The organism is Kribbella orskensis (assembly GCF_004342085.1).
GTDB classification, from domain to species: Bacteria; Actinomycetota; Actinomycetes; order Propionibacteriales; family Kribbellaceae; genus Kribbella; species Kribbella orskensis.
Genome location: NZ_SLWM01000048.1, coordinates 1 through 22,307, shown reverse-complemented (window position 1 = coordinate 22,307; position 22,307 = coordinate 1). Strand labels below are relative to the sequence as shown.

19 protein-coding genes and 2 tRNA genes are annotated in these 22,307 nt (G+C 67.8%); 4 read left to right on the top strand and 17 right to left on the bottom strand.

What is annotated here, in order from left to right; genetic code table 11:
- Positions 1–117: 117 nt before the first annotated feature.
- A complete protein-coding gene (locus EV644_RS43515; protein WP_158293116.1) occupies positions 118–528 on the bottom strand; it encodes a DUF2000 domain-containing protein in 411 nt (136 codons plus the stop codon).
- A gap of 79 nt (positions 529–607) precedes the next feature.
- Here EV644_RS43515 and EV644_RS43510 point away from each other — a divergent pair, with 79 nt between their 5' ends.
- Positions 608–1,063, top strand: coding sequence for an Lrp/AsnC family transcriptional regulator (locus EV644_RS43510; protein ID WP_132197533.1), 456 nt, complete (start codon positions 608–610; stop codon positions 1,061–1,063).
- A 3-nt stretch (positions 1,064–1,066) separates the two neighbouring features.
- Here EV644_RS43510 and EV644_RS43505 read toward each other — a convergent pair whose 3' ends face one another.
- The 9 genes from EV644_RS43505 to EV644_RS43465 all read right to left on the bottom strand — a co-directional run bounded on the left by EV644_RS43505 (position 1,067) and on the right by EV644_RS43465 (position 10,408).
- Positions 1,067–1,816, bottom strand: a complete 750-nt coding sequence (locus tag EV644_RS43505; RefSeq protein WP_132197535.1) for a hypothetical protein — start codon at positions 1,814–1,816, stop codon at positions 1,067–1,069.
- A gap of 50 nt (positions 1,817–1,866) precedes the next feature.
- A complete protein-coding gene (gene rodA / locus EV644_RS43500; RefSeq protein ID WP_132197537.1) occupies positions 1,867–3,036 on the bottom strand; it encodes a rod shape-determining protein RodA in 1,170 nt (389 codons plus the stop codon).
- Positions 3,033–5,084 carry a penicillin-binding protein 2 gene (mrdA, locus tag EV644_RS43495; RefSeq protein ID WP_132197539.1) on the bottom strand — a complete coding sequence of 684 codons (2,052 nt, stop codon included), beginning with the start codon at positions 5,082–5,084 and terminating at the stop codon, positions 3,033–3,035. The genes rodA and mrdA overlap by 4 nt, the downstream gene beginning before the upstream one ends.
- The gene (gene mreD, locus EV644_RS43490; RefSeq protein ID WP_132197541.1) at positions 5,081–5,614 is read right to left on the bottom strand and encodes a rod shape-determining protein MreD; all 534 of its coding nucleotides are present in this window, start codon (positions 5,612–5,614) and stop codon (positions 5,081–5,083) included. The genes mrdA and mreD overlap by 4 nt, the downstream gene beginning before the upstream one ends.
- 1 nt (position 5,615) lies before the next feature.
- Entirely contained in the window at positions 5,616–6,542 is a 927-nt protein-coding gene (gene mreC / locus EV644_RS43485; RefSeq protein ID WP_132197543.1) for a rod shape-determining protein MreC, read from the bottom strand.
- Positions 6,543–6,552: 10 nt separating this feature from the next.
- The gene (locus tag EV644_RS43480; RefSeq protein WP_132197545.1) at positions 6,553–7,581 is read right to left on the bottom strand and encodes a rod shape-determining protein; all 1,029 of its coding nucleotides are present in this window, start codon (positions 7,579–7,581) and stop codon (positions 6,553–6,555) included.
- A gap of 501 nt (positions 7,582–8,082) precedes the next feature.
- A complete protein-coding gene (gene ndk / locus EV644_RS43475; RefSeq protein WP_132197547.1) occupies positions 8,083–8,493 on the bottom strand; it encodes a nucleoside-diphosphate kinase in 411 nt (136 codons plus the stop codon).
- 173 nt (positions 8,494–8,666) lie between these two features.
- Positions 8,667–9,026, bottom strand: coding sequence for a DUF4233 domain-containing protein (locus EV644_RS43470; protein ID WP_132197549.1), 360 nt, complete (start codon positions 9,024–9,026; stop codon positions 8,667–8,669).
- Positions 9,023–10,408, bottom strand: coding sequence for a bifunctional folylpolyglutamate synthase/dihydrofolate synthase (locus EV644_RS43465; protein ID WP_132197551.1), 1,386 nt, complete (start codon positions 10,406–10,408; stop codon positions 9,023–9,025). Before EV644_RS43465 ends, EV644_RS43470 begins: the two co-directional genes overlap by 4 nt.
- A gap of 72 nt (positions 10,409–10,480) precedes the next feature.
- On the opposite strand from EV644_RS43465, the gene valS reads away from it, so the two are divergent.
- Positions 10,481–13,021 carry a valine--tRNA ligase gene (valS, locus tag EV644_RS43460; protein WP_132197553.1) on the top strand — a complete coding sequence of 847 codons (2,541 nt, stop codon included), beginning with the start codon at positions 10,481–10,483 and terminating at the stop codon, positions 13,019–13,021.
- A 1,123-nt stretch (positions 13,022–14,144) separates the two neighbouring features.
- Positions 14,145–14,645, top strand: coding sequence for a hypothetical protein (locus tag EV644_RS43455; RefSeq protein ID WP_241999450.1), 501 nt, complete (start codon positions 14,145–14,147; stop codon positions 14,643–14,645).
- A 542-nt stretch (positions 14,646–15,187) separates the two neighbouring features.
- On the opposite strand, the gene clpX is transcribed toward EV644_RS43455, so the two are convergent.
- From clpX to EV644_RS43430, 5 genes are all read right to left on the bottom strand, one after another.
- The gene (gene clpX / locus EV644_RS43450) at positions 15,188–16,483 is read right to left on the bottom strand and encodes an ATP-dependent Clp protease ATP-binding subunit ClpX (RefSeq protein ID WP_132197555.1); all 1,296 of its coding nucleotides are present in this window, start codon (positions 16,481–16,483) and stop codon (positions 15,188–15,190) included.
- 180 nt (positions 16,484–16,663) lie between these two features.
- Entirely contained in the window at positions 16,664–17,275 is a 612-nt protein-coding gene (locus EV644_RS43445) for an ATP-dependent Clp protease proteolytic subunit (RefSeq protein ID WP_132197557.1), read from the bottom strand.
- 28 nt (positions 17,276–17,303) lie between these two features.
- Entirely contained in the window at positions 17,304–17,927 is a 624-nt protein-coding gene (locus EV644_RS43440; RefSeq protein WP_132197559.1) for a ClpP family protease, read from the bottom strand.
- A 342-nt stretch (positions 17,928–18,269) separates the two neighbouring features.
- A complete protein-coding gene (gene tig, locus EV644_RS43435) occupies positions 18,270–19,667 on the bottom strand; it encodes a trigger factor (RefSeq protein WP_132197561.1) in 1,398 nt (465 codons plus the stop codon).
- Positions 19,668–19,743: 76 nt separating this feature from the next.
- A tRNA-Pro gene (locus EV644_RS43430) sits at positions 19,744–19,816 on the bottom strand.
- Between the two features lie 124 nt (positions 19,817–19,940).
- Here EV644_RS43430 and EV644_RS43425 point away from each other — a divergent pair.
- Positions 19,941–20,011, top strand: a tRNA-Gly gene (locus tag EV644_RS43425).
- A 93-nt stretch (positions 20,012–20,104) separates the two neighbouring features.
- Here the strand turns inward: EV644_RS43425 and EV644_RS43420 are convergent.
- Together EV644_RS43420 and EV644_RS43415 are read right to left on the bottom strand one after the other, a co-directional pair.
- Positions 20,105–21,274 carry a tyrosine-type recombinase/integrase gene (locus tag EV644_RS43420; RefSeq protein ID WP_132197562.1) on the bottom strand — a complete coding sequence of 390 codons (1,170 nt, stop codon included), beginning with the start codon at positions 21,272–21,274 and terminating at the stop codon, positions 20,105–20,107.
- Positions 21,274–21,483, bottom strand: coding sequence for an excisionase family DNA-binding protein (locus tag EV644_RS43415; protein WP_132197564.1), 210 nt, complete (start codon positions 21,481–21,483; stop codon positions 21,274–21,276). Before EV644_RS43415 ends, EV644_RS43420 begins: the two co-directional genes overlap by 1 nt.
- Between the last annotated feature and the right edge of the window lie 824 nt (positions 21,484–22,307).

The following is a 22,307-nucleotide window of genomic DNA, read 5'->3' as shown; positions in this document are numbered from 1 at the left end:
GGTGCAGGCCCCGGCCCCAGGGCCCCAACACCCACAGCCCCACCAACACCCCTGACCTCCGCCAGCCAAAACCATTCCCCAACAGGCTCTACAAGGTGTCAGCGGGCGAACTACGCGCTATCGGTAGAGGGCGAGGGCTCCGGTCAGGGAGTCCACGGCAGGGCGGGGGCCGTAGATGGCCAGGCCGGTGTACTCGAGGTCTTCCTCCTTGGTGCCACTCATCGTTGCGAGGTACTGCTCGTAGGTCCGCGAAGTCCGAGCCACCTGGTTGATGTCGTGTACGGCGACCCCGTCCCGCGCGGCCGCCGCCTCCCGCAGTTCCCGCAATCGCACGGCATCAGCCTTCAGCACCGGGATCGGATGCACGCAGATCCCCGGATGATCCCCGTCGGAGCCGTCCCTCGAATCTTCGCCGACCAGCTCCGAGACGTGCGAGCCCAGCCCGACCCCGAGCAGAGCAGCCGCGTTCAACGCCACCCCCACGGGCGCGTCCACGTCGATCACCACCACAAGCTTGTTCGCCAACATGTCCGCAAAGTTAGCCGCCTGCACGCCGATCCATCCCGGCCACCGAACGATGTTCGGCCGATCTGCGAAACTAATCGCCATGGACGAACTTGATACGGCGCTCCTGCGGATGCTGCAGAACGATGCCCGCCGCACCAACCGCGACATGGCCGCCGAGCTGGGCATCGCGCCTTCGACCTGCCTGGAGCGGATCCGCGGCCTCAAGGACCGTGGGGTGATCACCGGGTACCACGCCGAGGTCGACCTCCAGGCGATCGAGCGGTCCACTCAGGCGATCATCTCGATCAAACTCCGCCCGCAGGCGATGGCCGTCGCGACCGCCTTCCAGGACTACGTGAACAAGCTGCCCCAGACCCTCGAACTCTTCATGGTCTCCGGCGCCTCCGACTTTCTCGCCCACGTCGCCGTCAAGGACACCCAGGCCCTCCGAGACCTGGTCCTCGACCTGGCCAAACGCCAGGAAATCGGCGACATCCGCAGCTCAGTAGTCTTCGAACACCACCGCCGAACCACCGTCATGCCCTTGGAGCGCTAGTTGTCAGCTGTCGGCGAGAACCGTGCGTGCCTTCTCCACGGCGGCTTCGGTGGCGCCGTCGAGCTCGCCTTCCTGGCCGGCCAGGATCGACACGGAGAGGATGACGTCGCCGATGCCCGTGGTGGCGGCTGTGAACTCGCGACCCTCCAGCGGACCCGCGGTCCCGGTCAGCTTGAAGGCGAACGGTTCCTCACCGAACTTCGGCGCCGGGATCTCGACGACCTCCATCGGCGACGAGCCCTGGTCGGGGACCCGCATGGTCACCTTCTTGCAGGACTCGACGGCCTCCTTATAAGAGGTCTGAAGCTTCCGGACCGCCTTGGTCGTGACCATCGAGTCGATGCCGAAGTCGATGTACGGCCCCTCCTGGCTGCCCGAGAAGGATCGGGCCGCGCTCGTCTTCGAGCCGGGCGCCGTCTCGGAGTTCAGGTACTTCACCAGCGTCTTGCACTTGCTGGTCGGCGACGAGAAGGTGCCCGCGCTCTCGTCGTCGGGGTCCTCCGGTTCCAGCGAGAACCCGCTCGGCAGATCCTTCAGCTCGAGCAGAGCCTTGGTCAGCTCGGCCTTCGTCCGCCGGGTCGGGCCGACCTCGCTCGGGGTCTCGGAGGGCGTCGGCTCAGCCGGAGTACTGACCGGAGCCGTGGGGGTCGAGGCGGACGGTGGTACCGCTCCGCTGGGTTGGTCCTCGCCACAGGCGGCGAGCGTGAACGTGAGAGCTGCGGCAACGGCGAGCGGGAACGGCGCGAGCTTCATAACCCATCCAGAACCGTCGAGGGCCTAGGGAAGGCTGCAGCGTACCCGACTCACACCTGGTGGGATCGCAGGTGAATGTTCTGCAGCAGCCCCACCGCGAGCAGCCCGGCGAACATCGACGACCCGCCGTAGGAGACGAACGGCAGCGGCAGGCCGGTGACGGGCATGATGCCGAGCGTCATGCCGATGTTCTCGAAGGCCTGGAAGGCGAACCAGCAGACCACGCCGGTGGCCACCAGCCGGCCGAACGCGTCCCGCGCGTTCACCGCGATCCGCAGCCCGCGCCACAGGATCAACGCGAACAGGCAGATGATCGCGCCGGCGCCGATCAGCCCGAGCTCCTCACCGGCCACGGTGAAGACGAAGTCGGTGTGCTGCTCGGGCACGAACGCGTTCTGCGTCTGCGATCCGTGGAACAGCCCCTGGCCGAAGACCCCGCCGTTGCCGATCGCGATCCGCGCCTGGTTCACGTTGTAGCCGATGCCCTGCGGGTCCTGCGACGGGTCCGCGAACGCGGTGAACCGGGCGAGCTGGTACTCCTTCAGCACGTTCAGCTGGATCGCCAATGCCCCGATCAGCGTCGCCGCGGTAACGATGCCGAGCATCCACCGCTTCGGTACGCCGGAGACCGCGATGATGCCGAACACGATCGAGCCGAGCACCATCACCGTGCCGAGGTCGGGCTGCAGCATCACCAGCAGCACCGGTACGGCGGCGACCGCGATCGCCTGGGCGATGTCGATCGTGCGGGCGTTCTCGCGGTGGTTCGTCTCGCCCTTCTCCGCGATCAGCAGCGCCATCCCGACGATCACCGCGAGCTTGGCGAACTCGCTCGGCTGGACCGACATCCACGGCAGCTGGATCCACGAGCGCGATCCGTTGATCACGGCACCTACTCCGGGCACCAGCACGAGGATCAGCCCGAGCACCGACGCGGCGTACAGGACGGGCGCGAGGATGCGGACGCGGCGGTGGTCGGTGACGGCGGCGCCGATCGCGAGCACCAGGCCGATCACGAAGTTCAGCGCGTGCCGGACCAGGAACGCGTACTCGTTGCCGTCGGTGAGCGAGGTGCGCCGGTAGGTCGCGGACCAGATCAGCAGCGACCCGATCGCCGACAGCGCGAGCACGCCGATCACGAGCACCCAGTCGGCGTGCCAGAGCGCGGAGCGCCGGTCGGCCCGCGGTCGCGACTGGCGGATCGGCGTCAACAGGCTCATTGGGCCGGCTTCTTCACGGGCGGAGCGGGCTTGATGTTGTAGAGCGTCTCGTAGATCTTCCGTACCGCGTCGCCGGAGGCGCCGGATCCCGTGCCGGCCTGGCTGATCATCATCACCACGGCATAGCGGTCCGAGTACGACGCCAGCCACGAGGTGGTCTGCTTGCCGTAGACCTCGGCCGTACCTGTCTTGGCACGGATCGGGATCTGGTCCAGCGGGAATCCGGTGAACTTCCACGCCGCCGTACCGGTGCGGGTGGTCTCCTTCAGCGCCTTGTCGATGTAACGCAGGGTCGAGGATGGCACCGGCAGGCGGGCGGCCACCTTGCTCGGGACGGCGCGCGCCTTGCCGTTCGGGCCGATCACCGCCTTCGCCACCCGGGGCTCCCAGAGGGTGCCGCCGTTCGAGAGCGCCGAGTAGACCGTGGCCAGCTGCAACGGTGTCAGCGTGGTGTCGCCCTGGCCGATGGCGAAGTTCACGGCGTCACCCGCGCGGTAGCGATAGCCGTCCGCGCAGAACTCGCGGGAGAACTGCTTCAGGAATGCCGAGGTCCCGGACGGCGGGTTCTCCGAAAGCTTGCAGTAGTAGTCCTTCTGGGCGTCGTAGTACTCCTTCTTCCACTTCCGGTCGGCGATCCGGCCGGACACCTCGCCGGGCAGGTCGATCCCGGTCGGCTTGCCGAGGCCGAACTTCTTCGCCATCTCGACCAGCGGGTCCACCGCGTTGATGTCGCCGGAGTTGCCGCCCTCCTTGAGCCACAGGTTGTAGGCGATCCGGTAGAAGAAGGTGTCGCAGGACAGCGCGAGCGCCTGGTCGAAGCCGATCATCCCGTAGGACGCCGACTCGTAGTTCTTGAACCTGCGGTTGCCGACCTCGAAGAACGACGAGCAGTCCAGCCGGGTCTTCGGGCTGTACCCGTTGGCCATCGCGGCCGCGGTGGTGATCGGCTTGAAGGTCGACCCCGGGGCCAGCTGGCCCTGCAACGCCCGCGACACCAGCGGCGTCCCGGACTTCGTGGAGTAGAGCGCGTCCAGTTCGCGCTGCGAGATGCCGCCGACCCAGACGCCCGGGTCGTAGCTGGGGTAGCTCGCCATCGCGACGATCTGGCCGGTCTTGGTGTCCATCACCACGGCCGCGCCGGAGTCGGCGACGTACTTGCGCTTGGTGATCTTGTCGTACTGCTTGCGAGCCGTCATGATCGCGCCGCGCAACTGCGCCTCGACCGACGCCTGGACCCGTGCGTCGATGCTCGTCATCAGCGTCGACCCCGGCACCGGCGCGGTCTGCTTCTGCAGGCCGGTGGTGTACCCGACGGCGTCGACGATCACGTTCTTCACGCCGGGCTTCCCGCGCAGCAACTGGTCGTACGTGCGCTCGACCCCGGCCCGGCCGACCAGGTCCGAGCGGTGCGGCACCGAGTCCTGCCCGGCCTTCTCCAGCGCGTCCAGCTCGGTGGTGGTGATCGGCGACAGGTAGCCGAGGATGTGCGCCGCGTTCACCCCGTACGGCGAGGGGTAGGCCCGCAGCGCGGCCGATTCCGCCGCCACGCCCGGGAAATCCTCGCGGCGCTCCATCACCTCGATCGCCACCTGCTCGCTGACGTCCTTCGCCACCGGGATCGGCTGGTACGGCGTGCCGTTCCAGCAGGCGGGTGGCTTCGATGCCCCGGGTTCACCGCAGAGCATGGTCCGGGCGGTGAGGTCTTTCGGCTTCTGGCCGAGCACCTTCGCCAGCCGGGCGAGCACCGCCTTCTGCTGGTCGTCCGGCAGCTTGGCCAGCACGGACCGGTCGACGGTGATCACCAGCGAAACCCGGTTGCCGACCAGGGTGCGGCCGGCCGCGTCGACGATCGTGCCGCGCGGGGCCGGGACCAGCACCTCGCGGGTGTGGTTCTGGGTGGCCGCCTGGGTGTAGTCGTCCGACGACATCACCTGCATGTACCAGAGCCGGGCCAGCAGGGTGAACATCAGCGAGAAGACGAGCACCTGGATCACGAACAGGCGCAACCGCGCCTTCAGTGGCGCCGGGTTGAAGCTGTCGAAGCTCATCGCAGCACCCGCTGCCGTTCCCGGGCTGGGACGACTCGTCGCATCACCCACATCACCAGCGGGATCACCACGATCGCGCCGACCACGTCGTACCCGGCGGCGATCCCGACCCGAACCCCGAACTCACCCCAGTCGACCGCCGGATCGTGCAACAGCGACCCGGTCGCGGAGTACACGGTCAGAGAGAGCACCGCGCCCAGTACGACGGTCAGCGCGACGCCGAGTGGTCCCACCGGTCCGGCGGAGGTCTCTCGCCGGATCAGGCCCGCGGTGTAGCCGGCGATCGCCAGTGCAAGGGCCCACCGGCCGGCCGTGTGGTCCGCGGGTGGCACCACGTCGAGCATCAGGCCGCCGGCGAATCCCGCGATCGCGCCCCACTCGGGTCCTCGGGCGAGACCGAGCGCGAGCACCACGATCATCACCAGGTCGCAGGTGACCCCGGCGACCGCGATGTGCGGCAGCACCGACGTCTGCACGGTGACGGCGATCATCAGGAACAGCGCGGCCAGGGCGATCCGGAGGGCGGGCACGTCAGCGTCCCTTCTCCGGCGTCACCGTGGTGCGCGGCGCCCGGGCGGGTGGTCCGGTGACCACGCCGACCGTGTCGATGCTGCTCGGGTCGACGAACGGCTTCACCTGCGCGGTCGTGCCGAGCGCGCCCTGCACCGGCGTCACCGAGGTGATCTGACCGATCGGGACACCCGGAACGTACGGCGCGTTGCCGCTCGACCCCCAGGTGACGATCCGGTCCCCCGGCTTCGGCCGCGCCTTCAGATCCACCAGCTTGTAGTCCAGCGTCGCGTGCGAGCCCACCTCGCCACGGCCGGAGACGAACCCGAGCGCGAGCGTCGAGTTCAACCGGCCACCGACGGTCGAGTTGCGGTCGCCGATCAGCAGGACGGTCGCGGTCGCCTCGGTAGTGCGCACCACTCGGCCGACGAGTCCGTCGCCGTTGAGCACGGTCATGTCCGGCCGCACCCCGTCCGCAGTACCGGCGTCGATCGTCACCGTGTGGTTGAAGCTCTGCGCGCTGCCGATCCCGATCACCCGGGCCGGCGTCACGGTGTAGGCCGGGGCGACCTTGAGCAGCCGGTCCAGCTCCGCCGCGCGGCTGCGGGCGTAGTCGGTGGTCTTCAAGTCACTGTTGAGTTTTTCGTTCTCGGCTTTCAGTTTCTCGTTCTCGGCTTTGAGCCTATCCACTTCGGCGAACCGGTCGCGGAGGTTGTCCACAGGCTGCCGGGCGTTGGTCGCGCCCGACTCCAGCGGACCGAAGACGGCGGCCGCGGCATGCCGGAGCGGCTCCACCGGCGAACCGGCCGAGCGCCGCGCGTCCAGCACGATCAGGGTGAACGAGGCCAGGACCACCAGCACCAGGACGGTCCGGCGGCGGCGGATCTCCCGCGGCAGACCGGCCGACCGGACCAGGCCCTTGGCCGGTGTTCCGAGGTCTGTGAGCATCGCGTCCGTCTCAGCGGCGGCGGTCGGTGACGAGGATGCGGTTCAGCGTCTCGATGTTGTCGACGCATTTGCCTGCCCCGAGGACGACGGCGTCCAGCGGGTTCTCGGCGACGTGGATCGGGATACCGGTCTCGTGGCGCAGCCGCTCGTCCATGCCCTTCAGCAGCGCGCCGCCGCCGGTCAGCACGATGCCGCGGTCGACGATGTCGCCGGCCAGCTCGGGCGGGGTCTTGTCCAGGGTGGCCTTGACCGCGTCGACGATCGCGGTGATCGGCTCCTCGATCGCCTGCCGGATGCTCGAGGACGACACCTTCACGGTGCGCGGCAGCCCGGACACCATGTCCCGGCCGCGGATCTCGGAGTCCGGGCCGTCGGAGGTCGGGAACGCCGAGCCGATGGTCATCTTGATCTGCTCGGAGGTGGCCTCGCCGAGCATCAGCGAGTACTCCTTCTTGCAGTAGTTCACGACCGCCTTGTCGATGGCGTCGCCGGCCACCCGGATCGACTGGCTGGTGACGATGCCGCCGAACGAGATCACCGCGACCTCGGTGGTGCCACCGCCGATGTCGACCACCATGTTGCCGGTGGCGTCGCGGACCTCGAGGTTGGAGCCGAGCGCGGCGGCCATCGGCTCCTCGATGATGTACACCTTGCGGGCGCCGGCCATGTACCCGGCGTCGCGGACCGCGCGCTGCTCGACCGCGGTGATCCCGGACGGTACGCAGACGACGATCCGCGGCTTGGCGAAGTACCGCCGGCGGTGCACCCGCTGGATGAAGTACCGCAGCATCTGCTCGGCCGCGTCGAAATCGGCGATCACGCCGTCCTTGAGCGGCCGGATCGCGGTGATGTTGCCCGGCGTACGGCCGATCATCTTCTTGGCCTCGTGCCCGAAGGCGACCGCCTCACGTGGTTCGTCGGTCCGGGTCGCCACGACGGACGGCTCGTTGAGGACCACGCCGCGACCGCGCACGTAGACCAGAGTGTTCGCCGTTCCGAGGTCGACCGCCATATCGCGGCCGAGCATGCTGTTCGCCATCGGAGGCGCCCTTCCGCTCGATCCGGGTTCTCAGGCTAAGCGCGCGACCATTGTCGCCGCCGCATCGACACGGGCCCGACAAGTCCGGATTACCCACGTCGACCGCCCACGCATCGTATCCGACCGGTGACCCCGAGAATTCCCGGGTCCCGTTGTTCTGCTTGGCATTGTGGGTCATCAGCCGTCTGACGCCGTACTGCGAGCGAGAGTCTACGTCGGTGGCCGATATCCGGTCGCTGTGGCGGGCACCAGCCGACCGGCCGACGCCGACCGACCGACCGGCTGATGCGGCGCCGCTGTACCGAAGGACAGGAAGTGGTCGCAGGCCACGCCAACCTCCACACTTACCGACGCGGTCCAGGCGCAGACAAACCCAGTACTACCTGTCCTTCCGTACGCCGCCCGCCCCACCCGCAGCGATTCGCAGCCACGCGCGCACGACGCCCTGGGCTGAGCGGCGACGCAGGAGGTGCGTGGGGGGCCGGAGCGGAGTACGGGAGATCAGGGGAGGTCGGGGAACCAGATCTTGATTTCGCGGGAGGCGGATTCCGGGGAGTCGGAGCCGTGGACGAGGTTTTCGCGGTTGGAGAGGGAGAGGTCGCCGCGGATGGTGCCGGGGGCTGCCTTGCGGCCGTCGGTGGCGCCGTTCAGGGCTCGGACCACCTCGACTGCCTCGTCACCCTCGAGAACCAGGGCTACCAGCGGGCCGCTGGTGACGAAGGCGCGGAGCGGCGGGTAGAAGTCACGCTCGACGTGCTCGGCGTAGTGCTGGTCGGCCTGTTCGCCGTCGATCGTGCGCAGGTCCATCGCGACGATGGACAGGCCTTTCGCCTCGAAGCGGCCGAGGACCTCCCCGACCAGGCCACGGCGTACCGTGTCGGGCTTCAGCAGGACGAGGGTGCGCTGCGACATGTCTGTTCAACTCCGGGGTTTCCAGGCGGCGTTTCGCCGCTGAGCCTATCGATCACAACTTTTCACACGGATGGCGCATCTAGCAGGTAGCAGGGCAGGCGAGGGGGGCTTGCCGACTCTGTCGCGATGGGTTGCGAGCCGGCGTCACTGCCTCAAAGTGGCGCCGGCTCGCGTCAGCTGGGTTCGTCCTGCGCCTGACCACTGTGAGGGGCCTGGGCCGCCGCCTTCGCCTCGTCGATCCGCTTCCCGAGCACGATCGCCATCACCCAGAAGGTGCCGAAGGCCAGACCGAGCGCGAACATCACCGGTACGACGAAGCCGAGGCCGATCGCCGCGACCTGGATGATCCAGCCCAGGACGTAGCCGACCTGGTTCCGCAGCAGCCCGGCCGCGACGACAGCCAGTACTGCGAGCCCCAGGCACAGCGGCAGCGCAGTACTGGGTTCGACGTCGGCGACCGAGATCATCACCGGGGTGACGAGGGCGAGCACGAGCGCCTCGAAGCCCAGCACGATCGATGCGAGCGACCTCATCGCCGGTTCCCCGACTGCTCCTGGGACTGCTGCGACCGGTCCTTGCGGACGAGCAGCGAGCGGGCCTCACCCGCGGTGATCACCGAGCCGGTGATCAGCACGCCACCGGTGCCCATCGCGAGCGCGTTCTCCTCGGCCAGCCGGATCGCGTCGTCGATCGCGTCGATCAGCTTCGGCCGGACCAGTACCCGGTCCTCGCCGAAGATCTCCGCGGCGATCTCGCCCAGCTCCTCGGCCGGCATCGACCGCTCGGCGAACGAGTTCCGGGTGCAGACGACCGTCTCCATGATCGGCTCGTACGCCTCCAGGAGGCCGTACACGTCCTTGTCCTTCATACAACCCAGTACGCCGATCAGCGGCTGGAACGCGAACGCCTCGGTCACGGTGGCGGCGGTCGCCTCGGCGCCGTGCGGGTTGTGCGCCGCGTCGACGATCACCGTCGGGCTGGTCCGCACGACCTCCATCCGGCCGGGGCTCGTCACCTCGGCGAACCCGGCCTGGACCAGATCGTTGGTGATCCGGTCCTCGGTCTGCGCTCCGGAGCCGAGCAGCGCCTCGACGGCCGCGAGGGCGGTCGCCGCGTTGTGGGCCTGGTACTCGCCGTGCAGCGGGAGGAACACGTCCTCGTACTCGCCGCCGAGCCCCTTGAACGACACCAGTTGGCCGCCGACCGCGACAGAGCGAGCCGTGACGCCGAACTCCAGTCCTTCCCGCGCGACCTGGGCGCCGACCTCGGCCGCCCGGCGGAGCAGTACCTCGAACACCTCGAGGCTCTGCTGCGAGATCACCGCCGTACCGCCCGGCTTGATGATCCCGGCCTTGTCCTGCGCGATCGTGACGGGATCGGCACCGAGGATGTGCGCGTGGTCGACCGCGACCGGGGTGATCACCGAGACGGTGCCGTCGGCGACGTTCGTCGAGTCCCAGGTGCCGCCGAGGCCGACCTCGACCACCGCGACGTCGACGGGTGCGTCCGCGAACGCCGCGAACGCCATACCGGTCATCACCTCGAAGAAGGACAGCGGGTTCTCGTTCTCGGAGTCCACCACGTTCACGTACGGCTCGATCTCGGTGTAGACCTCGACGAACCGCTGCTCGTCGATCGGCTCGCCGTTGAGCGTGATCCGCTCCCGGACCGACTCCAGGTGCGGGCTGGTGAACCGCCCGGTCCGCAGCCCGGCCTCCTGCAGCAGCGAGTCGATCATCCGCGCCGTGGAGGTCTTGCCGTTGGTACCGGTCAGGTGGATCACTGGGTACGTCTTCTGCGGATCGCCGAGCAACTCGACGAGCCGCCGGACGCGGTCCAGCGTGGGTGAGATCTTGTGCTCCGGCCAACGGGCCTGGAGCCGCGCCGACACTTCGGCAAACGAAAGGTCGCTCATCAGGGGGCCAGTCTAGGAGGGGGTGTGGATAACCGGTCGGAAGCACCCCTTGACAACCACTACGATTGCCGCATGACCGAAACGTCCCGTGTTCCTGACAAGCCCACCCTCGAAGGCCTCGAGGAGAAGTGGGCTGCGGTATGGAAGGAGCAGCAGACCTACGCGTTCGACCGGACCGCCGAGCGCGCCGACGTCTTCTCGATCGACACCCCGCCGCCGACGGTCTCCGGCTCGCTGCACGTCGGGCACATCTTCAGCTACACCCACACCGACCTGGTCGCGCGGTACCAGCGGATGCGCGGGAAGAACGTCTTCTACCCGATCGGCTGGGATGACAACGGCCTGCCGACCGAGCGGCGGGTGCAGAACTTCTACGGCGTCCGCTGCGACCCGTCGCTGCCCTACGACCTGGACTTCACCCCGCCGGCCAAGCCGGACGCGAAGAAGCAGATCCCGATCAGCCGCCGGAACTTCGTCGACCTGTGCGGCGAGCTGACCCACATCGACGAGCAGGCGTTCGAGTCGATGTGGCGCCGGGTCGGCCTGAGCGTCGACTGGTCGTATCTCTACACGACCATCTCCGAGGACTCACGCCGTACTTCGCAGCGCGCCTTCCTGCGCAACTTCGCCCGCGGCGAGGCCTACCTGGCCGAGGCCCCGACGATGTGGGACGTCACGTTCCAGACCGCCGTCGCCCAGGCCGAGCTGGAAGCCCGTCCGTATCCCGGCGCATTCCACCGGATCGCCTTCCACGGCGCCTCCGGTCCCATCTACATCGAGACCACCCGGCCCGAGCTGATCCCGGCCTGCGTCGCGCTGATCGCGCACCCGTCCGACGAGCGCTACAAGGACCTGTTCGGTACCACGGTCCGCTCGCCGCTGTTCGACGTCGAGGTGCCGGTCCTCGCGCATGAGCTGGCTGAGCCGGACAAGGGCGCCGGCATCGCGATGTGCTGCACGTTCGGCGACCTCACGGACGTCCAGTGGTGGCGCGAGCTCCAGCTCCCGGTCCGTACGGTCATCGGCCGCGACGGCCGGCTGCTGCGCGAGACCCCGGAGTGGCTGGAGGGCTCGGAGCTGTACGCCGAGCTTGCGGGCAAGACCGTCTTCAGCGCACGCGAGCTGATCGTGCAGAAGTTGCGCGCGAGCGGCGACCTCGACGGTGAGCCCAAGCCGACGGAGCGGATGGCGAACTTCTACGAGAAGGGCGACAAGCCGCTCGAGATCGTCTCCACCCGGCAGTGGTACATCAAGAACGGTGGCCGTGACGCCGACCTGAAGGCCGAGTTCATCGAGCGGGGCAACGAGCTCGCCTGGGTCCCCGAGCACATGAAGCACCGGTACCTGAACTGGGTCGAGGGGCTGAACGGCGACTGGCTGGTCTCCCGCCAGCGCTTCTTCGGCGTGCCCTTCCCGGCCTGGTACCCGATCGACAAGGACGGCGAGGCGGACTACGACCACCCGCTGATGCCGAGCGAGACCGATCTGCCGATCGACCCGACCTCGCAGGTCCCCGGCGGGTACGACGAGTCGCAGCGCGGCAAGCCCGGTGGCTTCGCGGCGGACCCGGATGTGATGGACACCTGGGCCACTTCGTCACTCACCCCGCAGATCGTCTGCGGCTGGGAGCGGGACGAGGACTTGTTCAAGCGAACCTTCCCGATGGACCTGAACACGCACGCGCACGAGATCATCCGGACCTGGCTGTTCTCCCGCGTCGTCCGGGCTCAGTTCGAGAATGGCACGCTCCCTTGGGCGCGCTCGATGATCTCCGGCTTCGTCGTCGATCCCGACCGCAAGAAGCTCAGCAAGTCCAAGGGCAACACGATCCTGCCCGACGAGGTGCTGAAGAAGTACGGCTCGGACGCGGTTCGCTGGCGCGCGGCGATGGCCCGGCCGGGTCTGGACTCGCCGTTCGACGAGTCGCAGATGAAGGTCGGCCGGCGGCTCGCGATCAAGGTCCTGAACGCCTCGAAGTTCGTGCTCAGCTTCGGCGCCACCTCCGTGGACGCCGCGGCCGTGACGGAGGCCGTCGACCTGGCGATGCTCGCTCAGCTCCGCACCGTCATCGACACGGCGACCACCGCCTTCGAGAACTACGACTACACCGGTGCCCTCGAGGCCACGGAGCGGTTCTTCTGGACGTTCTGCGACGACTACGTGGAACTGGTGAAGGAGCGCGCGTACGGCGGACATGGTGAGGCCGGCGCCGAATCGGCCAAGGCCGCGCTCGCCGTCGCGCTGTCGGTCCAGCTGCGCCTACTCGCGCCGTACCTGCCGTTCGCGACCGAAGAGGTCTGGTCGTGGTGGCAGGAGGGCTCGATCCACCGGACGTCCTGGCCGGTCGCCTCCGTCGACGTCGCCACGCCGGAGCAGGACCCGCGGGTCCTCGACGCCGTGGCCGAGGTCCTGGCCGGGATCCGCGGTGCGAAGTCCACCGCCCAGGTCTCGATGAAGACCGAGGTCTCGAAGGTCGAGGTCAGCGGCCCCGCCGATCGCCTCGCCCTTGCCGAGCGAGCCGAGGTCGACCTGCGCGCCGCGGGCCGGATCACCGGCGAGATCGTCTGGAGCCCCGACGAGTCCGACACCGTCTCGGTCACCGCGACTCTCTGACCTGGACCGACCGGCTGATCTTGGTCGACTGGCTGATCGCAGCCTGGGTAGCGCCCGCTTCTCGGAGGCGGGCGCTACTGCTGCGAAGCGACCGACTACGCTGCGGAACCAGTTTGTCCCGATATGGAACCATCGGGACCGAAACCCCGGCCCCACCCTGGCGAGTCCGTCCGCGCCCCGAGGAGCACCCATGACCGACCCCACCACCCCTCCCCCCACGGACGACGCCTCCACCCCCAACTCCAAGTCCACTCCGCCGGCCAACGCACTCACGCCGCCGGCCGAAGCACCCGCCCCGCGCGCTGAGACACCTCCCCCGACCGACACCACCTCCCCAGCGGCCGACGTGACCACCCCGCCGGCCAGGAAGCTCACCCCGCGCCCGCGCACCACCAAGAAGGCGGCCCCGAAGCCAGCCGATACGCGCGCGTCCACGGATGCCCCTGCCACCCCCTCCACGGGAGCCCCTGAGACCGCGCCCGCAGCATCTGCCCAGCCCGCCCCAGCAGGCGGCTCCTCATCCCGCCCAGCAGCCGGTACGCCGCGCGGTGGTGCCGCCAGTGCGGCTGGTTCCGCTGCCGGTGGCGGGGGCGGCTCTCCGGCAGGCGCGGCGGGTGGTTCCGCAGTGACTGGGAGCGTGGGAGCCGATGCGGCGACCAGGAGTGGGTCAGACGTCACGGTCAGCTCCTCGAGCAGTCCTGCCGCCAGTGCTCCCGCTGCCTCGACGGGCAGGTCCGCAACTAGCCCAGCGCCCACCGCGCAATCGTCGGCTGCGGCTGGCGGTACACCGAGCGCCGGTGCGACCGATACACCGCGGGCTGGTGCGGCCGGTACGTCGAGCGCTGGTGTGGTGGGTGCTGTTGGGGGTGGTGCGGCTGGGGGTGCGTCGGGGCAGACAGGTGCTGGCGGGACGGGAACCGGGCGAGACTATGCGGTTGATGACACGCAGCCTATTGCTGTGCAGAGTGGTGGGCCGACCGATGCTGGGAAGAGCACGGTTGAAGAGTCGTTGGTGATTGGGAAGGGGCGGCGGCGGGCCAAGCGGGCGGCTAGTGGGAAGGGTGGTTGGGGGAAGCGGGTTTGGGGGCGGATTCGGAAGGTTCAGTGGCGGCGGAATCCTTGGGTGACGATCGGCGCCGTGGTGGTGGCGCTGGCGGTCATTGCCGGGCTCGGCTACTTCGTCGGGGTCGGGCCTATGAACCGGTTGAACGCGGCGCGCGACATCGAGCCGCCGGCGAGGTTGGCCGGGTTGGATCGGGTAACGGATGAGGGGATTCGCGGGCAGTTGCAACTCGACCAGAAGCGCGAGGCTTTGAGCCGGATCAACGACGGAAAGGACGCGACGGTCGAGGCGTACGGGAACCTCGACGGCAATCGCCTGTTCGTCGTCATCGCCATGCGCGGACGGGTCGACATCGACAAGACGGTCAAGGACTCTGGTGCGACACCTGACCAGGTGAAGGTCGTCGGGAAGTCCACCTGCGTCGAGTCGACCGACAACCTGCCGATCCAGTGCTACCGCGGCTCCAACACCCTGACGGTGATCGTCCAGGCAGCCAACGCCGACGCCGGCGTGGACGACGTCGGCCCCGTCGCCGACGAAGCCTTCACCGCCATGAAGTAAACCCTCGCAGCTGATCGCGACACACACCGAGAATCGCGTCAGACCGCACCGCCGAGCTCGCGCCGCACTTTGCCGTAGGCAACGGATCGAAAGCCTCCGGTCCGGCTGACAGGTCGACCCGTCAGGGGAAACTGCAGCCTCACCAGGTACGCCGTGCTGGTGGCGTAGGCGCTGTTCCCAATCGTGGTGGTGACCCTAGCCGTCCAACGCCACCATCCGCGCGTCCTCGAGGCACGGCTGGAGGCTGCTGCCGATCGACCGAAGTCCTCCTTGCGTTTGTTCCACTCCGCCACCCGTGCGGCAACTTGCCGGCGGCAACAGTCGTCGTACGCCGGGCCGCCGTGTCTCCTGAGAAGCAATCGCCAACTCGGCGAGCAGTCCGGCCAGATCCGGCCACCCGGCACGCGAGTACAGCGAGAAGAACGTCTCCCGCACCGCCATCGCATAGGTCGCCGGGCGGTCCCTCGGTTCGCGTCCACGACGAGAAGGAGGCCGACATCCGCCTCGCAGCGGATGCCGGCCTCTCTCGAAACACCAAGCGGTCAGGCGGTCTTCTCGCGCCGCTCCCGCTTCCGCTCGATCTGGTCCCGCGGGATCAGGGTCGGATTCACGTTCTCCAGCACGACCTCGCCGGTGACGACGACCTTGGCCACGTCCTCACGGCTGGGCACCTCGTACATCACGTTGAGGAGCACCTCCTCCATGATGGCGCGCAGGCCGCGGGCGCCGGTGCCGCGCAGCAGCGCCTGGTCCGCGATCGCCTCGACCGCATCGTTGCTGAACTCCAGCTCGACGTTGTCGATCTCGAAGAGCCGCCGGTACTGCTTGACCAGCGCGTTCTTCGGCTCGGACAGGATCTTGATCAGCGCGTCCCGGTCCAGCGGGGACACGGTGGTGATGACCGGGAGCCGGCCGATGAACTCGGGGATCAGGCCGAACTTCAGCAGGTCCTCCGGCATCACGTCGGAGTAGCCGCCGACCTCGCGGGGCTTCTCCGGCTCGCGCTTGGCGTTGAAGCCGAGCGTCTTCTTGCCGACCCGCTGCTCCACCATGTGGTCCAGGCCGGCGAACGCGCCGCCGACGATGAACAACACGTTGGTCGTGTCGATCTGGATGAACTCCTGGTGCGGGTGCTTGCGGCCGCCCTGTGGCGGGACGCTGGCCGTGGTCCCTTCCAGGATCTTCAGCAGGGCCTGCTGCACGCCCTCGCCGGAGACGTCGCGGGTGATCGACGGGTTCTCGCTCTTGCGGGCGATCTTGTCGACCTCGTCGATGTAGATGATGCCGGTCTCGGCCTTCTTGACGTCGTAGTCAGCGGCCTGGATCAGCTTCAGCAGGATGTTCTCGACGTCCTCGCCGACGTAACCCGCCTCGGTCAGCGCGGTGGCGTCCGCGATCGCGAACGGCACGTTCAGCATCCGCGCGAGAGTCTGGGCGAGGTACGTCTTGCCGCAGCCCGTCGGGCCGATCAGCAGGATGTTGGACTTCGCCAGCTCGACTGCCTCGTCCTTGGCGTGCCGGCCGGCGGTCGAGGAGCCCTGGCCGTCGCGGACCCGCTTGTAGTGGTTGTAGACCGCCACTGCGAGCGCCTTCTTCGCCACGTCCTGTCCGACGACGTAGGCATTGAGGAAGTCGTAGATCTCGCGGGGCTTCGGCAGCTCCGTCAGACCGACCTCGGAGCCCTCGTTGAGCTCTTCCTCGATGATCTCGTTACAGAGATCGATGCATTCGTCGCAGATGTAAACGCCGGGACCGGCGATGAGCTTCTTGACCTGCTTCTGGCTCTTCCCACAGAACGAGCATTTGAGCAGGTCGCCGCCGTCACCTATGCGTGCCACCGGGACAGATCCCTTCTCTGAGCAGTCGAACCGGGCTGTCGAACCCGAACAGGGCCCGGATCCCGGTTTCGACGGTACCGCGCCGAGGGCCGAAACGCTGTGCTCACCGACGCGTTGTGACTACGCCGGTGGCGAACGCCCGTCCCCCTTGACAGCACCGTCGAACCGGGGATGGTCCGGTCAGACGCCGGCCGGGACCGGGGTCTTGAGGGTCTGCAGGATGTCGTCGATCAGGCCGTACTCGATGGCCTGCTCGGCGGTCAGGAACTTGTCCCGCTCGATGTCGCGGGATACCTCTTCGAGCGGCTTGCCGCTGGCCTCGGCGATCATGGTCTCCAGCAGCGCGCGGAGCCGGAGGATCTCGTTCGCCTGGATCTCGATGTCACTCGACTGGCCGTAGGTGCCCTCGGTGGCCGGCTGGTGAATGATGATCCGGCTGTTCGGCAGCGCGAGCCGCTTGCCCGGCGTACCGGCGGCGAGCAGCACCGCGGCGGCTGAGGCAGCCTGGCCGAGGCAGACCGTCTGCACGTCCGGCTTGATGTAGCGGATCGTGTCGTAGATCGCGGTCAGCGCCGTGAACGAACCACCGGGCGAGTTGATGTAGATGCTGATGTCCCGGTCGGAGTCCATCGCCTGCAGGCAGAGCAGCTGCGCCATCACGGCGTTGGCGATCTCGTCGGTGATCGGGGTGCCGAGGAAGATGATCCGGTCCTCGAACAGTTTGGTGTAGGGGTCGATCCGGCGCATGCCGTACGACGTGCGCTCCTCCCACTGCGGGATGAAGTAGTTCATGCGGGTTTCCTTACTACGGAGTGGGAGGTCAGGAGTTGGGGCTGCCGCTGCTCAGCTGGGCGGCGCTGGCCACGACGTGGTCGATGAAGCCGTAGTCCTTCGCCTGCTCCGCGGTGAACCAGCGGTCGCGGTCGGCGTCGTTCTCGACCTGCTCCAGCGGCTGACTGGTGTGCTCGGCGATCAGTCGGAACAGCTGCGCCTTGATGTGCAGCGACTGCTCGGCCTGGATCTTGATGTCGGAGGCGGTTCCACCCATACCGCCGGACGGCTGGTGCATCATGATCCGCGCGTGCGGCAGGGCGAACCGCTTGTTCTTGGCGCCCGCGCAGAGCAGGAACTGGCCCATCGAGGCGGCCAGGCCCATCCCGACGGTGGCGACGTCGTTGGAGATCCACTGCATGGTGTCGTAGATCGCCATGCCCGAGTCCACCGAACCACCCGGCGAGTTGATGTACAGCCAGATGTCCTTGTTGGGGTCCTCGGCGTTGAGGAGCAGCATCTGAGCGCAGATCGCGTTCGCGTTGTCGTCGCGAACCTCGGACCCCAGGAAGATGATCCGGTTGCTCAGCAGGCGCTGGTAGATGTGGTCGTCGAGTCCGCCGGATCCGTTGCCGCCCGCGGCGGTGGGGCTGGCTGCAAATGTCTCGTTCACGAAGCCGACATTACTGGTCCGTGGCGACAGACCTAAGGGTGGTCGGCAAGTGTTCGCTCACGGCGCACTGTGTCTGCTCTGAGCGAATGCGTCCGACCTCACCACGCACACACGACAGCCGACCCGAAGTGGTGCGGTTTCTTCCGCTTGCTGACCGCCGGTACTGCGGGGCCAGGCCGACCTGCACTGCGTCACCTTCGACTTCATCAACCGACCCCTCTCGCGGCTGGGAAGAACAGCCGCAAAGGTAGGGACGGTCGCTTTCAGATCGCTTTCACAGACGAACTACGGCCCGGATCCAGCAGGATCCGGGCCGTAGTCAGTGCTCTGTGCGGGGCTTGGTCAGGCCTTGGCGGGCTCTTCCGTCGGGGCCGCGGCCTCGTCCGTGTCAGCCTGCTCCGCCTCCGGGTCGGCGTACGTGCCGTCCGGCTGCAGGGTCTTCAGCTCGACCTCGTTGCCGGAGGCGTCGGTGACCTTGGCGTTCTCGACCAGGTGCGCGAGCGCCTTGCCGCGGACAACCTCGGAGACCAGACTCGGCACCAGGTTGTTCTGGACCGCGTGCTGGGCGAACTCGTCCGGGCTGACGCCGGAACGCTGCGCGTGTCGGACGATGTGCTCGGTCAGCTCCTGGTCGTTGACGCTCAGCTCCTGCTGCTCGGCGACCAGGTCGAGCACGAACTGGGCCTTGATCGCGTCCGCGGAACGCTTCTTCAGGTCCTCGTCGAACTCTTCCTCGGTCTGCTCCTCGCCCTCGAGGAACTGCGCGAAGGTCATCCCGGAGTAGCCGAGCTGCTGCTCGAGGTTCTCCCGGCGGGCCGCCAGTTCGTCGGTCAGCAGGCCCTCGGGGACCGGCACGTCGACCAGGGTGAGGATCTTCTCGAGCACCGCGTCACGAGCGTCGCCGGCCTGCTCGAGGCGCTTGCCACGCTCCAGCCGGGTGCGCACGTCGGCGGTGAGCTCCTCGGCGGTGTCGAACTCCGACGCGGTCTGCGCGAAGTCGTCGTCGAACTCGGGCAGCTCCTGCTCCTTGACCGCGGTCACCTTGACCTCGACCTGGACGTCCTCGCCCTTGAGCTCGCCACCGACCAGCTGGGTGGTGAAGGTGGCCGACTCGTCCGCGGACAGGCCGATGACAGCCTCGTCCAGGCCGTCGAGCAGCTGACCGCTGCCGACCTGGTACGACAGGCCGGTCGCCTGCGCCTCCTCGATCTTCTCGCCGTCCTTGGTGGCCGACAGGTCGATCGTGATGAAGTCCTTGTCCTGCACCGCGCGCTCGACCGGGTTCAGCGAGCCGAACCGCTGCTGCAGCGCCTCGATCTGCTCGGTCACCTCGTCGTCGCTGATCGCGATGTCGTCGACACCGGCCTCGATCCCGTCCAGATCCGGCAGGGTGATCTCGGGACGAACCTCGACCTCGGCGGAGAACTGCAGGCTCTCCTTGTCGTTGAACTCGGTCACGTCGACCTCGGGCTGGCCGATCGCCTTGACCTGGTTGTCCTGGACGGCCTTCGAGTACAGCTTCGGCAGCGCGTCGTTGATGGCCTCTTCGAGAACCGGCCCACGACCGACCCGCTGGTCGATCACCTGCGGGGGAACCTTGCCCTTGCGGAAGCCCGGGACGACGATCTGCTGGGCGATGCTCTGGTACGCCGCGTCGAGGCTCGGCTTGAGCTCCTCGAACGGCACCTCGACGATGAGCCGGACCTTGGTCGGGCTCACGGACTCGACGGTGCTCTTCACGGTGGCGGTTCTCCTTGGTAGATGCGTTCACAGCCGTGGCCGGACAGGCCACGCTGCACGGTGCTGCTGGGGTTTGTCGGGGCGACAGGACTCGAACCTGCGGTCTCCTGCTCCCAAAGCAGGCGCGCTAGCCACTACGCTACGCCCCGCAGTGACCGCACGAGTCTAGTGGACGCGGACCAGTGCTCGCTCCACCACCCTCCCCGGCCCCGGAATTGGGTCCGGACCGCAGGATGTGGAATCATGTCCGAGCGCTCGCCGACGCGACCGCACGCGGGTGTAGCTCAATGGTAGAGCCCCAGTCTTCCAAACTGGCTACGCGAGTTCGATTCTCGTCACCCGCTCGGCATGCGAAAGGCCCCCAACCACAGGGAATCTGAGGCTGGGGGCCTTTGTCATTCGGGGATCGGATTCGAGCGCCGTGCCGTCCACGTGCCCTAAGGGGCCGGCACCAGCACCCCGGCAGTCCCATCGTCATCATCCGGCGTGCCCCCATCCCTCGCCTTCGTTTCCCGTTCAACTACCTCGTTCAGCCGGTCGGCGATCTCCCGCGCGCGCTCGTCCGTGGCGTGCTGGTAGATCAGTGCAGCCCGCATCGTCGAGTGGCCCATGCGTTGCATCAGCTCCCGAGTGGACGCGCCACTCATCGACGCCAGGTGACTGCCCGTGTGACGCAGGTCATGGAAGGTGAACCCTGCCGGGAGTCCAGCTTCCGCAACCCGCTTCGTCCACTTAACGGTGCTCCGCCAGCTCCCTCGCTTTGGCGTGCCACCGCGCTCCCCCACAAACACGAGCGCCTCATCGTCCGGACCGACGTACTTGTTCAGGTGCGCCGCCAGCTCGCCGACCAGGACTTCGGGGATAGTCACTCCGCGCTCGCTCGCCTCGGACTTCGGCGGTACAACAACGAGCCGACCACCACTCAGCTCCGCGAATGCCCGGGGAACCCGAATGACGCGAGTGACGAGATCGACGTCTGTCCGGCGTAGCGAGATCAGCTCACCCCACCGGATGCCGGTGAACGCAGCCGTAAGAACGAAGACCCGCCAGCGCTCCCCCAGCAAGTCCGCGAGCGCATAGACCTGCTTGACGGTGGCGACCGACCGTTCGGACCGACGCGCCTTGTCGGCCCCCTTGATCCGGCATGGGTTGCGGCGGATGAGGTCATCGTCGACCGCCGTGTACATCACCGATCGGACCAGCCGGTAGGCCTTGGCGGTGGCGTCCTCCGACCGACCCGAGGTCAGAAGCGTTGAGCGCCAGGTCCGGATGGTGTCCGGCTTGACCTGACCCAGCTCGCGACGCCCAAGGAACGGCTCGACCTGCAGACGGAAGATCCGTTCGTACTCCTCCCGAGTGCGAGGCCCGAGCTTCTGTTGCTCGATCCAGCGAGCGGCGTAACTGCCGAACAGCTCCCGACCCCGGTCCGGGTCCATCCACTCGCCCCGAACGATCTCAGCCTCCCGGAGCGTGAGCCAGACCTTGGCGTGCCTCTCCCTCGGGAACGTCTCCGGTGCCTCACGGCGGATGCCATCCGGACCGTAGTAGCGCGCCTGCCATCGGCCGGACTTGAGTTGCCGAACAGATCCGAACTGTCGCCGCGCCATCACGCAGCCCTCCCCCGGCGCGTCGTCGGCTCGACCGTCGCTGCAGCGATGAACTCCCGAATTGCCGACTCCGGGATGCGGATGTACCGGCCGACCTTTACGAATCGGATGCGTCGTTCCTCTACGAGTCGGCGAGGGAATCGAGGTCCGCTCGTCGACCAGGTCCCGAGCAGCTCGGCCGCTTCGGCGTACGTCAGAAGTCTGTCCATCTCAATCTCCCCAGGTCATGCCGCCGGGTCAGCGGCGGTGTCGGTGTCAGTTGCCGAACAGGTGTCGGCTGGTGGTGCGTGGGCGCGTTGCTTGGCTTGCTCGTATTCGGTTCGCCAGCGGATGCGTTCGCCGATGCCTCGGGTGATGACGCCGTGCCAGGTGGGTAGGTCGTCGTCGTTGTTCCGGTCGATGGGTTGCCAGATGAAGCGAGGCGAGCCGTCCTCGAGCTGGGCGGTGGCGGCGTATCGGTCGGGTCGACCTGACGATCAACGCCGTTTCGCTCATCGAGATGCACCGCGACCACCGCATGTACGAGTGGCGCACGATCGAGGCTGTCCCGCTCGGTCAGCCCGCCTGACCCGCTCTGTGATCCGCCAACAGATCCGCGACACATGTCCGCCAAGTGATGTGCGACAGGCTAGAAGTCTGCCGTCACATGACGGAGCAACGCACGCAGCCGATGAGCGTGCGTCGCATGCGAGGGTCCGCCGCAGTCTCGCTTGGGGCTCCGGTGCGGTACCCGGAGCCGGACGGGTCTAGTGGGACCCTCGGTCGTGCGCCTTGCCCGGTGGCAAGTCGCGTTCCCGCTGATGGTTCCTCCAACGGAACGGCTCAACTGCCACCGTCGACGTGATGTCGCCACCTGTCGTCAAGACGCGCGGCTCGCGCTGCCGGAGTGGGCGGACGACCGTAGCCGCGATCCGGGCGCGTGCTTGGCCTCATGCCTTCTTAGCCTCGATCCACCGATGGGCAGATTGTGGTTCGTGGATCTCGTTGACGGTACTGCTTGGGAGGGTGGGCGTGGGTGATCGCCTGGCGTTGC